At 34.9% G+C, this 19,511-nt stretch carries 16 protein-coding genes; 13 read left to right on the top strand and 3 right to left on the bottom strand.

Annotation, left to right across the window (positions count from 1 at the left end; all coding sequences use genetic code 11):
- Window positions 1-77 precede the first annotated feature (77 nt).
- Both ACT3CE_RS00950 and ACT3CE_RS00945 read left to right on the top strand, forming a co-directional pair.
- Window positions 78-2,207, top strand: a complete 2,130-nt coding sequence (locus ACT3CE_RS00950; RefSeq protein ID WP_444707893.1) for a Tex family protein — start codon at window positions 78-80, stop codon at window positions 2,205-2,207.
- 481 nt (window positions 2,208-2,688) lie between these two features.
- Window positions 2,689-2,922, top strand: a complete 234-nt coding sequence (locus ACT3CE_RS00945; protein WP_444707892.1) for a hypothetical protein — start codon at window positions 2,689-2,691, stop codon at window positions 2,920-2,922.
- Window positions 2,923-2,968: 46 nt separating this feature from the next.
- Here ACT3CE_RS00945 and ACT3CE_RS00940 read toward each other — a convergent pair whose 3' ends face one another.
- Window positions 2,969-3,694, bottom strand: a complete 726-nt coding sequence (locus tag ACT3CE_RS00940) for a head GIN domain-containing protein (RefSeq protein ID WP_444707891.1) — start codon at window positions 3,692-3,694, stop codon at window positions 2,969-2,971.
- 418 nt (window positions 3,695-4,112) lie between these two features.
- Here ACT3CE_RS00940 and ACT3CE_RS00935 point away from each other — a divergent pair, with 418 nt between their 5' ends.
- From ACT3CE_RS00935 to ACT3CE_RS00905, 7 genes are all read left to right on the top strand, one after another.
- The gene (locus tag ACT3CE_RS00935; RefSeq protein ID WP_444707890.1) at window positions 4,113-4,367 is read left to right on the top strand and encodes a hypothetical protein; all 255 of its coding nucleotides are present in this window, start codon (window positions 4,113-4,115) and stop codon (window positions 4,365-4,367) included.
- Between the two features lie 13 nt (window positions 4,368-4,380).
- On the top strand, window positions 4,381-4,578 hold the full coding sequence (locus ACT3CE_RS00930) for a PspC domain-containing protein (RefSeq protein ID WP_444707889.1): 198 nt from the start codon (window positions 4,381-4,383) through the stop codon (window positions 4,576-4,578).
- 233 nt (window positions 4,579-4,811) lie between these two features.
- Window positions 4,812-5,528 (top strand): hypothetical protein, encoded by a 717-nt coding sequence (locus ACT3CE_RS00925; RefSeq protein WP_444707888.1) that lies wholly within the window; start codon window positions 4,812-4,814, stop codon window positions 5,526-5,528.
- A 123-nt stretch (window positions 5,529-5,651) separates the two neighbouring features.
- Window positions 5,652-6,032: a hypothetical protein gene (locus tag ACT3CE_RS00920; RefSeq protein WP_444707887.1), complete on the top strand. Its 381-nt coding sequence runs from the start codon at window positions 5,652-5,654 to the stop codon at window positions 6,030-6,032.
- A gap of 15 nt (window positions 6,033-6,047) precedes the next feature.
- Entirely contained in the window at window positions 6,048-6,554 is a 507-nt protein-coding gene (locus tag ACT3CE_RS00915; RefSeq protein ID WP_444707886.1) for a hypothetical protein, read from the top strand.
- Between the two features lie 8 nt (window positions 6,555-6,562).
- Window positions 6,563-7,357, top strand: a complete 795-nt coding sequence (locus ACT3CE_RS00910) for a PhzF family phenazine biosynthesis protein (protein ID WP_444707885.1) — start codon at window positions 6,563-6,565, stop codon at window positions 7,355-7,357.
- Between the two features lie 2 nt (window positions 7,358-7,359).
- Complete coding sequence (locus ACT3CE_RS00905) at window positions 7,360-7,926, top strand: pentapeptide repeat-containing protein (protein WP_444707884.1); 567 nt, start codon at window positions 7,360-7,362, stop codon at window positions 7,924-7,926.
- A 39-nt stretch (window positions 7,927-7,965) separates the two neighbouring features.
- Here ACT3CE_RS00905 and ACT3CE_RS00900 read toward each other — a convergent pair whose 3' ends face one another.
- A complete protein-coding gene (locus tag ACT3CE_RS00900) occupies window positions 7,966-9,636 on the bottom strand; it encodes an alanine/glycine:cation symporter family protein (RefSeq protein ID WP_444707883.1) in 1,671 nt (556 codons plus the stop codon).
- 249 nt (window positions 9,637-9,885) lie between these two features.
- Here ACT3CE_RS00900 and ACT3CE_RS00895 point away from each other — a divergent pair, with 249 nt between their 5' ends.
- The 3 genes from ACT3CE_RS00895 (at window position 9,886) to ACT3CE_RS00885 (ending at window position 15,720) form a co-directional block, all read left to right on the top strand.
- Entirely contained in the window at window positions 9,886-12,300 is a 2,415-nt protein-coding gene (locus tag ACT3CE_RS00895) for an alpha/beta hydrolase family protein (protein WP_444707882.1), read from the top strand.
- A 126-nt stretch (window positions 12,301-12,426) separates the two neighbouring features.
- Window positions 12,427-13,104 carry a tetratricopeptide repeat protein gene (locus ACT3CE_RS00890; protein ID WP_444707881.1) on the top strand — a complete coding sequence of 226 codons (678 nt, stop codon included), beginning with the start codon at window positions 12,427-12,429 and terminating at the stop codon, window positions 13,102-13,104.
- Window positions 13,105-13,212: 108 nt separating this feature from the next.
- Complete coding sequence (locus tag ACT3CE_RS00885; protein ID WP_444707880.1) at window positions 13,213-15,720, top strand: endonuclease MutS2; 2,508 nt, start codon at window positions 13,213-13,215, stop codon at window positions 15,718-15,720.
- Window positions 15,721-15,895: 175 nt separating this feature from the next.
- Here ACT3CE_RS00885 and ACT3CE_RS00880 read toward each other — a convergent pair whose 3' ends face one another.
- On the bottom strand, window positions 15,896-17,074 hold the full coding sequence (locus tag ACT3CE_RS00880) for a CD0519/CD1768 family membrane protein (protein WP_444707879.1): 1,179 nt from the start codon (window positions 17,072-17,074) through the stop codon (window positions 15,896-15,898).
- A 242-nt stretch (window positions 17,075-17,316) separates the two neighbouring features.
- Here ACT3CE_RS00880 and recQ point away from each other — a divergent pair, with 242 nt between their 5' ends.
- Entirely contained in the window at window positions 17,317-19,428 is a 2,112-nt protein-coding gene (gene recQ, locus ACT3CE_RS00875) for a DNA helicase RecQ (RefSeq protein WP_444707878.1), read from the top strand.
- Window positions 19,429-19,511 lie beyond the last annotated feature (83 nt).

Below are 19,511 nucleotides of genomic sequence, written 5' to 3'. Positions count from 1 at the left end.
CATTAGTAATCTCAATATTGAAATATTGGTAATCTGAATTTTAGTCGGAATGCTAAACTATCATATCTAAAATAAACATGAAAAAATATATAGCACAAATCACGAAAAGCTTGCAACTGCAGGCTTTTCAGGTAGAAAATACAGTGCAATTGCTTAGCGAAGGAGCTACTTTGCCTTTTATAGCCCGTTATCGAAAAGAGATGACAGGAAGTTTAGATGAGGTTCAGATTGCAAATGTAAAAGAAGAATTGGCACGTTTAACCGAGTTGGATAAACGGCGAGAAAGTATTCTGGAAGCCATTGACAAGCAGGAAAAACTAACTGATGAACTAAGAGCGAGAATTGAAGCATGCACAGAACTAAATCAGCTGGAAGATTTGTATTTGCCATACAAACAAAAGCGCAAAACAAGAGCAGTAAAAGCTCGTGAAAAAGGATTAGAGCCATTGGCTAAAATTCTTATGAAACAAGTGGAGCGTGATGTGGAAACCCGAGCTGCCCAATTTGTGAGCGATGAGGTTGCCAATGAAGATGAAGCTTTGCAGGGGGCACGCGATATTATTGCCGAATGGGTAAACGAGAACGAGGTGGCTCGTAATTCGGTTCGTGGAATTTTTCAGCGTCAGGCAATTATTCGCTCAAAAGTGATTAAAGGAAAAGAGGCAGAAGGAGAGAAGTTTAAGGATTATTTTCAATCGGAAGAACCGCTAAAAAGATGTGTTTCGCACCGTGTTTTAGCATTAAGAAGAGGAGAGGCAGAAGGAATTTTAAGATTGGAAATTGCCCCTAATGAGGAAGATGTTTTGGATCGCTTGGCCCGTATTTTTATAAAAGGAAATACCGATGCTTCGGCACAAGTTGAAATGGCAGTAAAAGATGCCTATAAAAGATTGTTAAGCTCTTCTATAGAGACCGAGTTTTCAAAATCTTCGAAAGAGGCAGCAGATAAGGAAGCCATTCGTGTTTTCTCGGAAAATTTACGACAGTTATTACTTGCATCGCCATTAGGACAAAAAAGGGTGTTAGCAGTTGATCCTGGTTACCGAACCGGTTGTAAAATTGTGTGTTTAGATGCACAGGGAAATCTCCTTCATAATGAAACCATATATCCACATCCACCCAAGAATCAGGGAAAAATGGCAGCAAAAAAACTGACAAATATGGTGGAAACTTACAATATACAAGCCATTGCTATTGGAAATGGAACTGCAAGTCGCGAAACCGAGCGATTTGTAACCAATCTGCATTACGACCGAAAAGTTCAGGTTTTTGTGGTGAGTGAAGCAGGTGCTTCTATTTATTCAGCATCGAAGGTAGCTCGCGACGAATTTCCGGAGTACGATGTTACCGTTCGTGGTGCAGTTTCCATTGGTCGAAGATTAATGGATCCCCTGGCCGAACTGGTTAAGATCGATGCAAAATCCATTGGGGTTGGTCAATATCAGCACGATGTGGACCAGAATTTATTAAAGCAGAGTCTGGATCAGGTAGTTGAATCATGTGTGAACAAGGTTGGTGTAAATTTAAATACGGCAAGTAAACATTTATTAACTTATGTGTCGGGATTAGGTCCACAATTGGCACAAAATATTGTTGATTATCGATCTGAAAATGGTGCTTTCCCATCTCGAAAGGAAATTAAGAAAGTGAAACGAATGGGTGCAAAAGCTTTTGAGCAATGTGCTGGTTTTCTAAGAATTCCAAATTCTGAAAATCCTTTGGATAACTCGGCAGTACATCCCGAATCGTATGGTATTGTAAAACAAATGGCCAAAGATTTAAAATGCTCGGTGGCTGATTTAATTGCTGATGATAATCTGCGAAAGCAAATAGATTTAAATAATTATGTGAGTAATGAAGTGGGGTTACCAACTTTAAAAGATATTATTGATGAGTTGGAAAAACCAGGTCGTGATCCTAGAACTGCAATTAAGGTTTTCCAGTTTAAAGAAGGAATTTACAAGGTGGAACAATTGGAAGTGGGTATGGAAATGCCGGGTATAGTTACTAATATTACTAATTTTGGTGCTTTTGTTGATGTGGGAGTGAAGCAGGATGGATTGGTGCATATTTCTCAATTGGCCAATAGGTTTGTATCTAATCCTGCCGATGTGGTTCAATTGCATCAGCATGTAAATGTAAAAGTTACTGAAGTGGATGTGGCGAGAAAACGTATTCAGCTTTCGATGAAAGATTGTGAGCAGTAATAAATAAAGTATAAAGTATAAAGTGATAAGTTGAAAGTCTTTTAGTAGGAATTTTGTGTGATTTGTAATGTTTAATCACTACATATAGTTGTGAAAATCTTCTGCGTATGGCAGTGTCAATTCACAAGTCTGTGAAAGTTTCCTGCTCCATGGCAGCATCAATTCACAAGTCTGTGAAAGCTTCCTGCTCCATGGCAGCATCAAATCACAAGTTTGTGAAAGTTTCCTGCCCATGGCAGTATCAAATCACAAGTTTATGAAGGCTTTTTGCTTTGTAAATGAAATCATAAATCAATAGTGCTGGTTACTTTCTTAAAATACAGGGGGGTATTGGTAATAAATAAGCAATTAAAATTGGTATAGACTTAAACTTAGAATTACTTAAATTTTAAAGACATTTTATCTTTCAATTTAAGTCTGTTTAAGTATTTTAGTCCCCTGAAAAATTACAGTACTTTTGTGTGTTATAAAATAATGAAATATGGATTTTAACGATCAGGATGTAATCATAGAATGCCCAACTTGTAAAAAGGAGATGATTGTAAAGATTTTAGAGATTACCAATCATCATACAGTAAGTTGCCCCGAGTGTGGAAAAAAAGTTGATTTATCAGCAAATGATCCATCTGCAAAATTAGGAATTCCTCAGGACTACAAGCCTTTTGAAGGTTTAGATGAATATATGAAAGAGGTTGAGGCAAAAAGAAAGAAATAGAATAAAATAAGAGGCGCAAAATTTTGCGCCTCTATTGTTTTATTAATTATCGTCGATTAACATCTCCACCGCTTGAGTTGCTAACATTTACTTTTGTAGGATTCCCATAGTAGTTTACATCTCCGCCCGAACTGGCATTTGCTTCAATTGATTCTGCAGCATAAACACTTACATCTCCACCGCTTGAAGCTTTAGCCTTGCATACTTTGGCTTTTAGTTCTCGGGCTCTCAAATTGCTTCCGCTGCTTGCTTTACCATAAAAGGAATTCGTTTTGCCCGCAAGAACAGCATCGGCTCCCGAACTTACAGCACATGTTATGTTTTCGCCTTGTAATTCTAATTTTGCATCGGCGCCACTACTTACGGTAATATCAAGATTTTCAACCTTTATTAAACTTCTCGATTCCAGATCAGATCCACTCGATACATTTATTTCGTTTACATTAACAAGAGTAACATAAACATCCATTTTTTTTGCACGGCGAATGCTCTCTTTTGTTTTAATAATTAGTTCGTCACCTTTTACATCGGTAACAATATATTCCAATAAATTTTCATCGGCCTCAACAGTTACCGATTCGCTATCTCCCTGAACAATATAAACATCGATGCCACTGCTGGACGATATTTTAGAGAATGAATTAATTTCTCTTTTTTGTTTTTGAACATTACCATTACCTCTTTCTCCCCAAAATTGTGCTTTCGCAGATAAGGAAAATAATAGGCTTAATGTTATAAAACTTAGAGAAAGTTTTTTGAATGAAATTTTCATATCTAAATAAAATTTTAGTGAATATTCGTGTTAGTATATAGGACGCCATAAACAGCAAACAAGTTACAGCCTAATAAAAAAACTGTATAAATTACTTATGGCTTATTAATTGAAATAAAGACGATAGTCGATTTAAAAGCGTTGCTTTGACAAAGGAAATAAATAGGAAAATTGAAATATTGAGTGCTAATAAACCAACTTAATTATTACAATAAACTGTAAATAATAATAAAAGAATAACAATAATTTCGAACTAGCTTAAAAGAGATGTCAAAAGCTACTATTTTTTCCAGTTAAAGTGTTAACTGGAAGTAAACAATAATAATATAATTAAGAAATTATAAATTGTTAACGTCTTTTTTGTTGTTTGGAACTCATTCTCTTCATATCTTTACAACTTAATAAATAATTAAATATTATGCTCCCAAAGTTTTTATTAGCAGACAATTCGCAAGAGTTACCGGATACTATTTTTATTGTTCATACTCGTAGTCCGAAATGTATTATTGAATGTGATGTTGAAGATTTTAATTCCAATCAAACAATTTATTGGATGGATAAAACTCCGGAAGATCAGAATTTAATTGAAGATATAATGGATGAAGCAGAAACATTCTATAATGATGAGTTAGAAAATCAGGAAGACCTTTACGACGAAGAATTCGACGATTAGTTAGTTTTATATCATGGCAAAAAAATTAAAGCGATCATCTGAAAAAATGATTGCAGGTGTTTGTGCAGGATTGGCTGAATATTTCAATCTGGATATAACACTTGTAAGAGTTTTATATGTGCTGCTATCAATATTTAGTGCTGGATTTCCAGGATTATTGGTATATGTTATCCTTTGGTTTGTAATGCCCGATTATTACGAGGTTTTATAAGATATAAAAAATATATTTCTAAAGAGGTTACCTTCGGGTTAACCTCTTTTTTTGTGTTGTAAAATATTTTCAAAAAACCGCATTTGTCATGATTTAGGGATTCCTTTTCTTTTATTTTTGCTGCGAAATTTTGAGAGAGTACTTATGCTTCGGAGTTAATTCAGGATCACACCACCTGTCCGTTTAATGGTACTTTCTTAAAACAAACAACAACACTTTAAATAAGCTAACGGATGAACCTAAAAAAACTAATTCCTTTAATCGGCTTGGTATTTCTTTGCATGGAACTTTATGCAGAAAACCTTCCATCTAAAACCAGGCTAAATCGCAGTATCGATTTTGTGAGTAAGCATCTGTGGAGAGGTTTCAATAGTGGAACAGCCCCTACAATTGAACCTACGCTCGAATTGCAAACTGGTGAATTTACTGTTGGTGTCTGGGGTGCCTATGCCACCGATGATAGTTATCAGGAAGTAGATTTGTATGTGCAATACAATACTCCTTTATTTCAGTTTTGTTTGTACGATTTTTATTGTCCGAGACAAAATTTTGAAAACTCTAAATTCTTTGATTTCGATAGTGAAAATAGTGTGCATTTATTTGATGCAACAGCAAAGTATAAAGGTTGCGCAAAGTTTCCAGTATCAGTAATGGCATCTGTACTATTCTATGGTGAAATGGATAAAGATGATAGTGGAGATCAGCAATATTCAAGCTATTTTGAACTGGGCTACTCTAATCTAATAGCCGGTAAAAAATTTTCCTGGGCTTTAGGTTTTTCTCCCTACAAAGGCATGTACGATGATAAGTTTAATGTTGTGAATGTGAATATGTGTATGTACGATCATATTAAATTGACTGATCATTTTTCTTTACCTGTTCGTGGTGGGATAACTGTTAATCCGGCAACAGAAAGATTGTTTTTAACTTTTGCAATTACTTTACGATAATTGAATAGAATAATAATATTTTAAGGCTTCCTAAAAGGAAGTCTTTTTTTGTTCAGTACTTTATAGTTTGAAAAGAATTAGTGATATTTAGATCATTAATTTAATGATATTAGAAATAATAGAATGACAGCCTTAGAAAAAGTAAAGCAGTTTCACGAAGCATTTAGCGTGAATGTAGAGGAAAGCCCAATAATTCCGAGTACCAAGAGGTGTGAGTTAAGACAAAATATTATACAGGAAGAAGTAGACGAATTAAAAGCGGCATGGGAATCTGGAAACTTAACCGAGGTTGCCGATGCTTTGGCCGATATTCATTATGTGCTAATGGGAACCGTTTTGGAATTTGGTTTACAGGATAAATATCCTGAGATTTTTTCGGAAGTCCACAAAAGTAATATGAGTAAGCTTGATGAAAATGGTAAACCATTGTATCGTGAAGATGGGAAAGTAATAAAATCGGAGTTGTTTAAAGCTCCTGAAATTGAAAAAATTTTAAATCGATAAACTAAAAGTATACTCATGAAAAAGTTCTGTATATTACTTTCTTTATTAGTGATTTTGCCCGTTTTTCTGAAAGCGCAGAAGCTTTTGTCCTTAAGTGGTTTTGCTGATTTTACTGAAGGAATTTGGTTGACAGAAGGGAATTGGGCAAATGGCAAGAGTTTTAAACAGGAGGTTGATTATTACTGGGGACTAAATCAGAAAATCATAAAAGTAAAAACTTATGGTACTATTAATTCTGAAACAAATGAGTATGGCTTAAGAAACGAAGGGATAAGATCCTATAATGTTAAAGATTCTGTATTACAGTTTTGGGAGTTTGATATTTATGGAGGAATTACTTCTGGGACATGCTTTTTTGAAGATAAAAATCTTAATTACGAATATGAGTATAATGGTGAATTTCTACGTGAAACCTGGTTTTATGTAGATAAAAACCATTATAATTATCAAATTGGTAGTCTAAAAGATGGAAAAATAGATAAAGTCTACATGAAATCATCTTATTGCAGAGTAAAAAAATAATCGAAGCTATGAAATTGAAGAAATATCATGTTGATGCATTTACCAATACATTATTTGGTGGCAATCCTGCTTGTGTAATTCCTTTAAATGAATGGTTGGCAGACCCCGTTTTAATTGATATTACCAAAGAAAATAATCTGGCAGAAACAGTGTTTTTTATTCCCGTTGGTGATAAATTTCACATTCGATGGTTTACGCCTGAAATTGAAATGGATTTATGTGGACATGCAACTTTAGCTGCCGCTCATGTAATTAAAAAACATTTAAATTATAAAGGAAATGTAATTCGTTTTGCTTCGCTAAGTGGCGAATTGTTTGTTGTTTGTTCAGAAGATAATTACGTTCTCGATTTTCCTGCAAGAATGCCTGTAAAATCAAAATTGCCTTCCATAATTTCTGCCAGCTTAAATATACAGCCAAAGGAAATTTACAAAGCCCGCGATTATGTATTGGTTTATGAGAGTGAGGACGATATTTTAGCATTAAGTCCCGATAAAAATAAGTTGGAAGAGATAGATTTAGGACAAGGAGGAATTGTGTGTACTGCCAAAGGGAAGAGTGCTGATTTTGTGTCCCGATTTTTTACACCTGGTGCTAGTGTTTTCGAAGATCCCGTTACCGGATCGGCACATTGTAGCCTCATTCCTTTTTGGAGCAGGAGATTAAATAAAAGTGAGATGCTGGCTTATCAGTTATCGGCGCGAAAAGGGGTGCTGTTTTGTAAAGATATCGGTGAACGAGTAAATATATCGGGTAATGCAGTTACCTATAGTGTTGGGGAGATTTATTTAGATAATATTTAAATATGAAATACATAGAAGAGCAAATCTTTGAAAACTATGATTTTTCGACGAATGAATTATCAAAGGCTGAGTATGACAATTGTAGATTTGTGAATTGCTCGTTTGCCAACTCAGATTTATCAAATCTTGTTTTTATGGAATGTGAATTTGAGGACTGCGACTTAAGTAATGTAAAAGTTAATAATACTGCTTTTAGAGATATCCGATTTACATCGTGCAAAATGCTGGGAATTGCTTTTCAGGATTGTAATTACTTGTTGTTATCGTTTAATTTTGCGAATTGCATGTTAAACTTAAGTTCTTTTTATCAGTTAAAACTAAAAGCAATAATCTTTGAAAATTGTAAACTAACTGAAGTTGATTTTACTGAAGCAGATTTAAGTAAATCTGTTTTTGAAGATTGCGATTTAAGTGGGGCAGTTTTTGAATTTACCAATTTGGAAAAAGCCGATTTACGTTCAGCAATAAATTACTCCATTCATCCCGAATCAAATAAAATTAAAAAAGCAAAGTTCTCAACTCAGGGACTGGCTGGTTTACTGCAACATTACGATATTATTATAGAATAAAAAAAGGAGTGACTTTACACTCCTTTTCTAATTCTATTTTTAAGCCTCTTCAGGATGTTCTTTCTTAAACTTATCCCAATAAGTATTTAAAGTTGATTTCATATCCTTATGCAACATTAATATTCCTGCTAAATTTGGCAGAGCCATTAATACAATGGTAATTCCCGAAATTGTCCAGATAAGAGTAGTATCGGCAAAGGAAGCAATAAAAAAACCTACGCAATATATAATTCGGTAGGGAAGAACTCCTTTTGCACCAAACAGAAAGGTTACCGATCGTCCACCGTAATACGCCCAGGCAATTGCGGTAGAAAAAGCAAATAATAACAAACCGATAGATACAATCCACCGTCCCCAGTCACCAAGCAAACTTCTTGTAAAAGCTTCGGCAGTTAATGGCGCAGAGTGAACTAATGAATTTCCTTTAAAATAGACTTCATTCTCAAATAAAGATTTTCCATTCTCAATGCTTACATTTCCAGAGAACAGTTGATCTTCTGTGGTGTATACCAAAACATTTTCGGCTACCGATCGGGCATTAATAATACTAAGCTTATTTTGAATAACTCCTTTTTCTACAATTAAATCTCCTGAAAAAACAGGTAATTCCGATTGATGTCCTAAATATTGAAATAGTTTGGTACGATCTTCTTCATTTGTATCGTCATATTGGTCAGCCATTATAGTCATGTCGGTCGATTGGAAATGATTTGGTAGCTTCTCGGTCCATACTCCTGATGAGAGAATAACTAATCCAGTTATAGTACAAATTACAATTGTGTCGATAAATGGCTCGAGAATAGCAACCATACCTTCCGATACAGGTTCTTCGGTTCTTGCTGCAGCATGGGCAATTGGAGCAGATCCTTGTCCTGCTTCGTTACTAAATAGTCCACGATTTACACCTTTAGTTAAAGCATAAGAAAAACCGGCGCCTAAAAATCCTCCTACAGCGGCAGTTCCCGAAAATACATTAGTGAAAATAGAAATAAATGAAGGAATAATATTTTCGTAATTGTAAAAAATAACTGATAAAGCACCTATAAAATAAATGATAGCCATAGTAGGAACTAGTTTTTCAGTTACTTTTGCAATTCGTTTGATACCTCCTAAAATAACGAATGCTAACAGAATAGTTAAGATTCCGCCTACAAGCATTTTATTAAATCCAAAAGTGGAGAATAGCGAATTGGTAATGGAGTTAATTTGAGGTAAACTACCTGTTCCAAAGGAAGAAAAAATGGTCATAGCGGCAAAAAAACCAGCCAGCCATTTCATGTTTAGCTTATTTTTCATGTAATACATTGGTCCACCGGATATAAATCCTTTCTCGTCTGTTTCGCGGTATTTATGCGAAAGGGTTACCTCAACAAATTTGGTTGTCATTCCCAAAAAGGCAGTCACTAACATCCAAAATAATGCAGCCGGTCCTCCTAAATAAATAGCAAGAGCTACACCAGCAATATTTCCTGTTCCAACCGTACCCGAAAGAGCTGTTGTTAGCGCTTGAAAATGCGAAGCATCTCCCTTTTCGCCGGGTTTATCGTACTTGCCGGCAACGACCTTTAAGGCATGTTTAAAAAATCGAAATTGTGGAAACTTAAGATAGATAGTGAAAAATAAACCTGTTCCGATTAAAATAACAGGGAACCATTGGCTTCCGCCCAGATATCCTTCAATTTGGGTTAAATAGTCAATAATGCTGTGCATAAATAAGGGGTTAATTGGTATTTTGTAATATATTTTTGTTGAAAGTCATCTAATATAAGGGTTTATTTTTAAATACGATAAAATTACAATTCGAGCTGTTGAACAGCCATGATCATAATTTTATCGAAAAAATACTGTTGTAAGAAGTATATTCTTTAAATTTAATTGATTCAATAATTTTTAATCAGAAATTTATTGTAAGAAATAAATCATTCTTTAGAATATTGTCTATACCAAAAACAACAAAAAATGAAAAAGTTAATTTATGTATTGCTGATATTGTTAGCAGTAAATGTCAGTGCTCAAAATAACATTGATTTTCAAAAGCCTCCAAAATCAATATTAGATCTGGCCGATGTTGAGAGAGCTCCATCTGTAATTTTGGATAATAATAAGGAAAATATGGTGTTGATGTATAGTAATGCCTATAAAACAATTGAAGAACTTTCGCAGGAAGAAATGCGTTTGGGAGGCTTGCGTATTGATCCTAAAACCAATATTGGAAGCAGAACAAGGTATTATAATAATATAAAATTAAGAAAGCTGAAATCGAAATCTGATTTAGCAATTCAGGTGAAGGGTTTACCAGTTAATCCAAGGCTCACAAATTTTGTATTTTCACCCGATCAGTCGAAGTTGGCAATGACAAATACTACTGGAGAAGGTGTTGCAGTATGGATTTTAGATATTGAAACAGCAACAGCAAAAAAAATTACCGAAGGTAAAGTTAATGCTAATCTTAAAGATGTAATTAACTGGTTTAAAGATGGACAATCGGTTTTGGTGAAGTTTGTTGCTGAGACTAGGAAAGAATTAATAAACACAAAAAAATCAGTTCCAACAGGACCTACAATATCCGAAAATGCAGGTAAAAAGGCCCAAAACAGAACTTATCAGGATTTGCTAAAAAACAAAAATGATGAATTTAATTTTGAACAATTAGCACTATCCGATTTGTATAAAGTTAATTTAGATGGATCGAAAGAAAAGTGGTTGCCTGCAGCTATGTATAAGAGCATTAATTTTTCTCCCGACGGTAATTATGTAATGATAAGTGTAGTTGAAAAACCATTTTCTTATTTGGTCCCTTATAGTCGTTTTCCATCAACAACTACCATTTATACTAAAAATGCAAATAAGGTAGAGAATGTATTATCAGTTCCATTAATCGAGGATCTGCCTCAGGGGTTTATGGCTGTTCGCAAAGGTAGAAGAAATGTAAGCTGGAGAGGTGATGTGCCTGCTTCTTTAATCTATGCTGAAGCTTTAGATGAAGGAGATCCTGCCAATAAAGTAGATTATAGAGACGAGGTTTTTCAATTGGAAGCTCCTTTTAAGGGAGACGGAAAAAGTATTTTGAAAACTATAAATCGTTTTGCGGGAATTGACTGGGGAAATGAAAAAATAGCACTTGCCTATGATTACTGGTGGAATACCAGAAACACTAAAACTTATGCTTTTAATCCTTCTGATGCATCGCAAGCTCCAGTTAAGCTTTACGACCGAAATTATCAGGATAAATATAGTGATCCGGGAGAGTTTGTTACTGCCAGAAACAAATTTGGAAAATACACTTTAGCACTCGAAGGCGATAATGTGTTTTTATTAGGCGAAGGATTCTCAAAAGAAGGGCAGTTTCCATTTTTGGATAAACTAAACCTGAAAACACAAAAGACGCAGCGTCTGTATCAATCGGAATATACCGATAAATTGGAAGATTTAAGGGAGTTTGATGTGAAGAAAAAGGAGTTATTGGTTCGTATTGAGTCGAGTAAGGAGTATCCAAACTACTTTTTTAGAAAACTGAAAGGAAATAAATTGCAGCAGTTAACTTCTTTCGAAAATCCTTTTAAAAGTATCGAGGGAGTTCATAAAGAGGTGATTACTTATGAGAGAGAAGACGGAGTAGAGCTTTCAGGGACTTTATATTTACCTGTGGGATATGATATGGAGAAGAAAGAGAAAGTGCCTATGATTTTATGGGCATATCCTACTGAATACAAAGACAAGGCAAGTGCCGGACAAACAACTGCTAATGCCAATGAATTTACTTATTTGTATTGGGCATCACCACTTTTTTGGTTAACTCGTGGATATGCTGTTCTAGATGACGCAGCTTTCCCAATTGTTGGAGAAGGAGATGAACAGCCAAATGATTCGTTCCGTACACAATTGGTTGCAAATGCCAAAGCAGCTATCGATGCGGTTGATGCATTAGGTTATATTGATAGAAAAAGAGTTGCTTGCGGAGGACACAGCTATGGCGCATTTATGGTTGCTAATTTATTAACTCATTCTGATTTATTTGCAGCTGGTATTGCGCGCAGTGGGGCTTACAACAGAACTTTAACTCCCTTTGGCTTTCAGAGTGAGGAAAGAAACTATTGGGAAGCACCTGAGGTTTACTACAATATGTCACCATTTATGCATGCCGAAAAAATGAAGAGCGCACTTCTTTTGGTGCATGGCGAGGCCGATAATAATTCAGGAACCTATCCTATGCAAAGTGAGCGATATTTTAATGCTTTAAAAGGATTAGGAGCAACAGTTCGTTTGGTAATGTTACCCAAAGAGAGTCACTCTTACCGATCTAAAGAAAATATTATGCACATGCTTTGGGAGCAGGATAAGTGGCTGGAAACGTATGTGAAAAATAAGAAATAAGCTGCTAGTCATTAAATATTAGTAATGGAAAGTTTGTCTAATTGTACAAACTTTCTATTTTATTCATATTGAGAATAAATAATATTTTGGGATATATTAATAGTATTATACATATAAAAATAATTAATGAAACTAAAAGTACTACTATCTTTTCTATTAATATTTATGTATTCATCAGCTATTAGCCAACAAAAAACAATTACAGGCGAAGAGAGGAATATGGCTATTGATATGGCTGATAGTGCCATAAGAAATATTCAAAAGCAAAATTATGATGCTGCTATTCCATTGATGGTAAAAGCTATTTCTTTGGATTCAACATTGAGAAAGCCATACTTGTATCTTTATACATTGGCAACAGAAAAAGAAGAATTTAGAGATTCTGCAATGATGTTCTTACAAAAAGCAAAGCAATTATTCCAGCAAGATGATGAGATTTGCTATTATGTAGGAGAGGTTTATAGAATGCAAGGAGACTTGAATAGAGCAATAATGGAATACAGTAGAGCAATAGCTTATAGTAAAATAAATGGCTCTGATTTTTATTTAGTTCCTCATTATTATTTTAACAGGGCTACAATATTACTTAAAAAGAATAGATTTTCTTCTGCTGTCGTAGACTATTCTTATGCTTTACAGCTAAAGCCGGAATATACTCAAGCGTATATAAATAGGGGAATTAGTTTATTTCAATCAGGGAAAATTGAAGATGCTTGTTCCGATTGGAAATCTGCTATGGAGTTAGGATCCGATACTGCAAAGCAGTATTGGGAAAAGAATTGTCAGGTAAAAGAAGTTAATTAAACTTTAGAATAGTAAAGGAATAGTATTGGTGTGCTATTCCTTTTCTTTTTGCCTATCCGTCAGTTTTGTTAATTTTGCAGAGAATTAACAAAGATTGAAAGTTAGCACGTGATATATCCGGAAAATTTTGAAACAAAACTTAGGTTCGATAAAGTTAGAGAACTAGTTAAAAAACAATGCCTAAGTTCGCTTGGGCGAGATTTGGTCGATGAAATTCGTTTTTCGAATTCTTACCACACAGTAAAGCGTTTGGTCAATGAAACCAACGAATTTAAAACCATCTGTCAGGAAGAGGAGGCTTTCCCAATTGGTTATTTTATTGATGTAAGAGGAAGTTTAGAGAAAATTAGAATTGACGGAACTTATCTGGAACTGGAAGAATTGTACAATTTAAAGCGATCTTTAGAATCAATTTCGGCCATACTTCGTTTTTTTCAAAAGAAGGAACAAGACGAATATCCATATCTTCAAAAATTAACAGGTAATGTGAGAATGTATCCTTACATTTTTGACAGAATTAATGGTATTATCACGAAGAATGGTAGAATTAAGGATAATGCATCTTCCGAATTACAGCATATTCGCAGTTCGTTAATTCAGAAACAATCTTCTATCTCTAAGCGAATGCAATCGATGATGAGAGCTGCACAGAAAGAAGGATGGGTCGACAAAGATATGTCACTTTCTATTCGTGATGGCAGAATTGTGATTCCGATTCCATCGGCTTACAAAAGAAAAATAAAAGGAATTGTTCACGACGAATCGGCAACCGGAAAAACAAGTTATATAGAACCTGCCGAAATTGTAGAAACAAACAACGAAATTCGCGAACTTGAATATGCCGAACGCAGAGAAATAATAAAAATTCTACAGGAATTTACAGCTCAGCTTCGTCCGTATATTAACGATTTATTTTTGGCTTATGAGTTTTTGGCAAATATGGATTTTATCCGTGCAAAGGCAATGTTTGCCATTAAGGTGAATGCTCTTTTGCCAAAAATGGTAAAAACACCAACATTATTATGGGAAAAAGCTGTGCATCCGCTTTTATACCTTACTTTAAATAATGAAGGCCGAAAAGTTGTTCCTCTAAATCTTGAGATTGACGATAATCAGAGGATCATTTTAATTTCGGGTCCCAATGCAGGTGGTAAATCGGTTTGTTTGCAAACAGTTGGTTTACTGCAGTATATGTTTCAGTGTGGTTTCCTTGTTTCTTTAGAAGAGGAATCTAAAATTGGAATATACGATAAAATTTTCATTGATATTGGTGATGAGCAATCCATCGAAAACGATTTGAGTACCTATAGTTCTCATCTGATGAATATGAAGCATTTCCTTCGTAATTCTGATACGAATACCTTGGTGCTGATTGATGAATTTGGAACCGGAACTGAACCAGCTTTAGGAGGGGCAATCGCCGAATCAATACTTGATAAACTGAATAGAAAGCAAGTTCGTGGTGTAATTACAACGCACTATTCAGGCTTAAAACACTTTGCTTCAGAGGCAGATGGTATCGAAAATGGAGCAATGCTTTACGACGCGCATCAAATGCGCCCATTGTTTCAGTTGCAGGTCGGAAAACCTGGTTCTTCTTTTGCCTTCGAAATAGCAAGAAAAATTGGATTACCCGAAGAAATTTTGAAATCGGCTACCGATAAAGTAGGTGAAGATCATATTAATTTCGATAAGCATTTGCGTGATATTGTCCGGGATAAGCGTTACTGGGAGAGCAAAAGAGATAAAATTCGACGAAACGAAAAGAAATTAAATCAGCTGGTAGAACAGTATGATAAGGAGTTAAAAGATGCCAGTAAACTGCGAAAGGATATTATCGAAAAGGCTCAGCAAGAGGCAAAAGATTTGCTTCAAAATGCTAATAAAACGATAGAAAAAACCATTCGCGAAATTAAGGAAAGCAAAGCCGAAAAAGAGAAAACCAAAAAAGTAAGAAAAGCGTTTGAAGAAACGAAAGTAGAGCTTACTCAAACCGAATTGGAGGAGGAAGATCGAATTAATCGTAAGATTCAGAAGTTGAAGAATCGCGAAAAGCGAAAAAATAAAGGCACTAAGCAAACAGAAATAACAGAAAAATCGAATCTTAACAAATCTATCGTAAAACTTAATAAGCAATTTAATCCTGATATTATTGAGAAAGGTGACATGGTAAAACTCGATAACCAAACTTCGGTGGGAGAGGTAATCGAAATCAATAATAAAACTGCAGTAGTTGCGTTTGGAAGTATTTTAACTTCTGTAAAAGCAACTCGTTTGTCAAAGGTTTCTAAATCGCAATTAAAAAAAGAGGAAAAAACCTACAATCAAACTTCGGCATTGGTGCAGGAACGTATATCGAAACGAAAACTTAGTTTTCGTCAGGATATTGATGTTAGAGGGATGAGAGGAGATGAAGCTTTACAAATTGTAATGGATCATGTAGATGAAGCAATAATGCTTGAGGTTCGTGAATTTAGAATCTTACATGGTACTGGCCATGGTATTTTGCGACAGTTAATTCGGGATTATCTTCAAACTGTTGATTTGGTAAGAAATTTCAGGGATGAAAAACTTCAGATGGGTGGCTCTGGAATTACGGTAGTAACTATGGAATAATTTGAAAAAGATAGGAGGCGAGAAAGGAGATCAGAGGAATTTGATTTCCTTTTTTTATGTTTCTGTCAGGTATCTGGAAATATAATTTTATTTGCAGGTTTGGGTTTAAAATGTGAGGTAGAAAAAAGAGCCATTCATAAAGAAATGGCCCTAAAGTAATTGGTGTGAAGTATTTTTAAATAAATATACTTAAGAGTAAGTATAGATAATGTGCAAATGTACCAGCCATTATTCCTCCAATGGTATGAGAAAGAAGAGCTTTGGATGTTAATTCGCGATAGTTTAATGTGTCAAGCATTGCTGTGTGTGTGCTTAAATAACCACTCCAGCACATTCCCATTGCTGTGAAAACTGCAATAACATTTCCATCGATAATACCTTTGGCAAGAAAAGCTTTTACAAGTGATAAGGCAGCACCTACAGCTCCTAGCGATGTGACAGGAAAAGCAATTAATTCGGGATGTTTAAAACCGAATAAACCTTCAAAAAACCACCAAACATATCCAGCCAGCTCTGGTAAAATTGGCACTCCTTCGTATGCTAATCCCTGATATCCTGCAACGGCATCTTTCGGACCAAAAGTCAGCATCATTACCATGGTTGATATAATTAAAACTCCGGGAATAATTGCAAGTCCTAAATCAACACCCGATTTTCCTCCATCTAAAATTGAGTTTAAAAATCGTAGAAATACACTACCTTCCGATTTAAAACTGATTTTTTCAGTAGCTCCTTCATAATTCTTGTTTTCGCGCACAGGAATATGACCTTTAATTAATCGTTGCATTAATCGAGTTGATACAATAGCACCGAATAAAGCACCCACAAGTCCAATTAATGCAGGAATAAATAAATTTTCTTCGCTTCCCGGAATTCTTAAAGTAGACATAAAGGTGATTACGATTAAACCCATGCCAAAAGCAGTTCCGAAATTGGTTAGGGAAACCAGCTGATAGTTTTTAAAGTATTTGCTAAAATTTTTATCGTTTGCAAGGCTAATAATAGCAGGATTATCCGATAAGAAAGTTAACACTCCCGCAAGTGCACCTACACCTGGTAAATTAAACAGGGGTTTCATTAAAGGAGCAAGAATTTTTTCGAGCAGACGAACGACTCCAAATTCAATTAAAAGTTTTCCTAAAGCTCCCGAAAGAACGGTAATTCCCATAATATAGAATACCGTATTCATTAAAAGATCCCATGCTGTGTTCATTATAGTGTTCAGCATGTTGGATACGCCCATGGTGTGACCCATATACCCGAAAATTCCGAAAAATGTTAGAAGAAACAGAACTGCTTCGTAGCGCCGTTGCTTCAAAAAATTCGTTTCCTTAATCGACTTAATTGCGTTCATTTTAGTACTCTTGTTTTTGTGTGTTTGTTTGCTGCAAATGTAAATTTTTGCAATGGTTTCCGTAACTTTTTTTTACATGATCTTTATCAGTTTTAGAAATAAATAAATATGTTGCAAATACATATTTATAATTCCATTTTTTATCATCAATAGAATAAGGTTTAGATATAATTTGTTGATAAAATCTTCTTTATTCTTCTGTTGAAATATGCTAGCTTTGTCTTCCCAATTAAATATTATCAATGTCGGCAGCAAAACACGCTTTAAAAAGATATTTCGGATACGATCAGTTTCGCCCTTTACAGGAGAAAATTATTCAGTCGGTGCTTAAGGGCAACGATGCAATGGTAATTATGCCTACGGGAGGTGGAAAATCGATGTGTTATCAAATTCCCGCAATTATAATGGAGGGAGTTACTATTGTAGTTTCTCCTTTAATTGCCCTAATGAAAGATCAGGTAGAAGGATTGCGTGCCAATGGAGTTTATGCCGATTATTTGAATAGCTCACAAACTTCGTATCAGCAGGCACAGGTATTGGAGAATATCACAGCAGGAAAAATTAAGCTTTTATATGTTTCGCCTGAGAAACTGGTAAGTCAGGACTTTTACTATTTGCTTTTACAAATGAAAGTAAATTTATTTGCCATTGATGAGGCACATTGTATCTCGGTTTGGGGGCACGATTTTCGTCCGGAATATACAAAAATGTCTTATCTGAAGAAACAGTTTCCACACATTCCGGTTATTGCTTTAACAGCAACAGCCGATAACTTGACGCAGAAAGATATTATTAATCAGTTAGGACTGGAAAATCCTGAACAGTTTATTTCTTCATTCGACAGGCCTAATTTAAGTTTAACTGTGGCACCAGGGAGAGATAAGTTTAAATCCATTCTTGGTTTTATACGGCAGCGTCCGCATCAATCTGGAATTATTTATTGCCTAAGTAGAAAAGCTACCGAAAGTCTGGCCGAAAAATTACGAAATGCAGGAATTAATGCATCGCATTACCATGCTGGTTTATCACCCGACGATCGTGCCAAAAGACAAGAGGATTTTATAAATGATGAGATACCAATTATTTGTGCAACCATTGCATTCGGAATGGGAATCGATAAATCTAATGTTCGTTGGGTAATTCATTACAATTTACCGCGAAATATCGAGTCGTACTATCAGGAAATTGGTCGTGCCGGAAGAGATGGCTTAAAAGCAGATACTTTGCTGTTTTATAGTTTTTCGGATGTTATTGTGCATCGCAGGTTTATTGAAGAATCGGCATTAAAAGAAGTGTCTAATGCTAAATTGGAAAGAATACAACAATTTTGCGATGCCCAAATTTGCCGACGAAAGATTCTATTAAGCTATTTTGGTGAGCATCTCGAAGAAGATTGTGGCAATTGTGATGTTTGTAAAAATCCACCTCGCTTGTTCGATGGAACAATAATTGCTCAAAAAGCATTCTCGGCAATTGTTCGCTTAAAAGAACAAGTTGCAGCTGGTATTTTGATTGATGTACTAAGAGGATCACTTAGACAGGAGATTATTAATAAAGGATATAATCGAATTAAAACTTATGGAGCAGGAAAAGATATTGCCCATTCCGATTGGCAGCAATATATATTACAGTTGTTAAATCTTGGGTATATATCTGTTGCTTATGAAAATGGGAATGCATTAAAATTAAGTGAGCAAGGACGTGAAGTTTTGTTAGGTGAGCGTTTGGTAAATCTGGTACATCTTTCTTCGATGAAATCAGACCCTCAGGTAAAACCAATTGTGAAAACAGAGAAACAATTGGCAAGGGAAGGATTGTTTGAGGAATTAAGAAAACTAAGACTTCGCATTTCGCGCAAAGAAAATATTGCTCCTTATCTTGTTTTTTCTGATGCAACATTGAAGCAAATGACCGAAGAAAAGCCCACAAGTGAATTTGAGATGAAATTGATTTCGGGGGTTGGTGTGAGAAAATATCAATTGTATGGCGCTTTGTTTATAAATGAGATATTAGGATATGTGCAAGCTAAAAATAAGGAGGCAAAGAAAAGTGGCGAGTCATTTTATAAAACTTATGAATATTACAAACAGGGATTTTCTGTGAATGAGATTGCAAATATCCGAAAAATAAACCCTGTAACCATATATTCTCATTTGGCATCTCTTTATGAAAAAGGTGCTGATGTTGACCTTTCTGAATTTTTTAATTCTTCGGAGTTGGAACAAATAGAAAATGCTTATAGATCATTAAACAAAACCGAGAATATAAAAGAACTTTATCTTTACATGAATGAGGAAGTAGAGTACTATAAAATTCGTTTGGTAATATCGTATTTAAAAGTGGTTTCATCGTGAAATAGTAGACTTTAATCGTTATCATAAGCTTTCTGTCGAAATTTTTACTGATTGAAGAAATGTTTTTGTTAAATTAGTATTTG

The organism is Marinifilum sp. RC60d5, assembly GCF_052400665.1.
Classification (GTDB): Bacteria; Bacteroidota; Bacteroidia; order Bacteroidales; family Marinifilaceae; genus JBQTGK01.
This window is presented reverse-complemented; position numbering and strand designations above follow the sequence as displayed.

Bases quoted from the DNA above. Each gene is read 5' to 3' on its own strand.
- ACT3CE_RS00950 (WP_444707893.1), top strand. From the start codon at position 78: ATGAAAAAATATATAGCACAAATCACGAAAAGCTTGCAACTGCAGGCT.
- ACT3CE_RS00945 (WP_444707892.1), top strand. From the start codon at position 2,689: ATGGATTTTAACGATCAGGATGTAATCATAGAATGCCCAACTTGTAAA.
- ACT3CE_RS00940 (WP_444707891.1), bottom strand. From the start codon at position 3,694: ATGAAAATTTCATTCAAAAAACTTTCTCTAAGTTTTATAACATTAAGC.
- ACT3CE_RS00935 (WP_444707890.1), top strand. From the start codon at position 4,113: ATGCTCCCAAAGTTTTTATTAGCAGACAATTCGCAAGAGTTACCGGAT.
- ACT3CE_RS00930 (WP_444707889.1), top strand. From the start codon at position 4,381: ATGGCAAAAAAATTAAAGCGATCATCTGAAAAAATGATTGCAGGTGTT.
- ACT3CE_RS00925 (WP_444707888.1), top strand. From the start codon at position 4,812: ATGAACCTAAAAAAACTAATTCCTTTAATCGGCTTGGTATTTCTTTGC.
- ACT3CE_RS00920 (WP_444707887.1), top strand. From the start codon at position 5,652: ATGACAGCCTTAGAAAAAGTAAAGCAGTTTCACGAAGCATTTAGCGTG.
- ACT3CE_RS00915 (WP_444707886.1), top strand. From the start codon at position 6,048: ATGAAAAAGTTCTGTATATTACTTTCTTTATTAGTGATTTTGCCCGTT.
- ACT3CE_RS00910 (WP_444707885.1), top strand. From the start codon at position 6,563: ATGAAATTGAAGAAATATCATGTTGATGCATTTACCAATACATTATTT.
- ACT3CE_RS00905 (WP_444707884.1), top strand. From the start codon at position 7,360: ATGAAATACATAGAAGAGCAAATCTTTGAAAACTATGATTTTTCGACG.
- ACT3CE_RS00900 (WP_444707883.1), bottom strand. From the start codon at position 9,636: ATGCACAGCATTATTGACTATTTAACCCAAATTGAAGGATATCTGGGC.
- ACT3CE_RS00895 (WP_444707882.1), top strand. From the start codon at position 9,886: ATGAAAAAGTTAATTTATGTATTGCTGATATTGTTAGCAGTAAATGTC.
- ACT3CE_RS00890 (WP_444707881.1), top strand. From the start codon at position 12,427: ATGAAACTAAAAGTACTACTATCTTTTCTATTAATATTTATGTATTCA.
- ACT3CE_RS00880 (WP_444707879.1), bottom strand. From the start codon at position 17,074: ATGAACGCAATTAAGTCGATTAAGGAAACGAATTTTTTGAAGCAACGG.
- recQ (WP_444707878.1), top strand. From the start codon at position 17,317: ATGTCGGCAGCAAAACACGCTTTAAAAAGATATTTCGGATACGATCAG.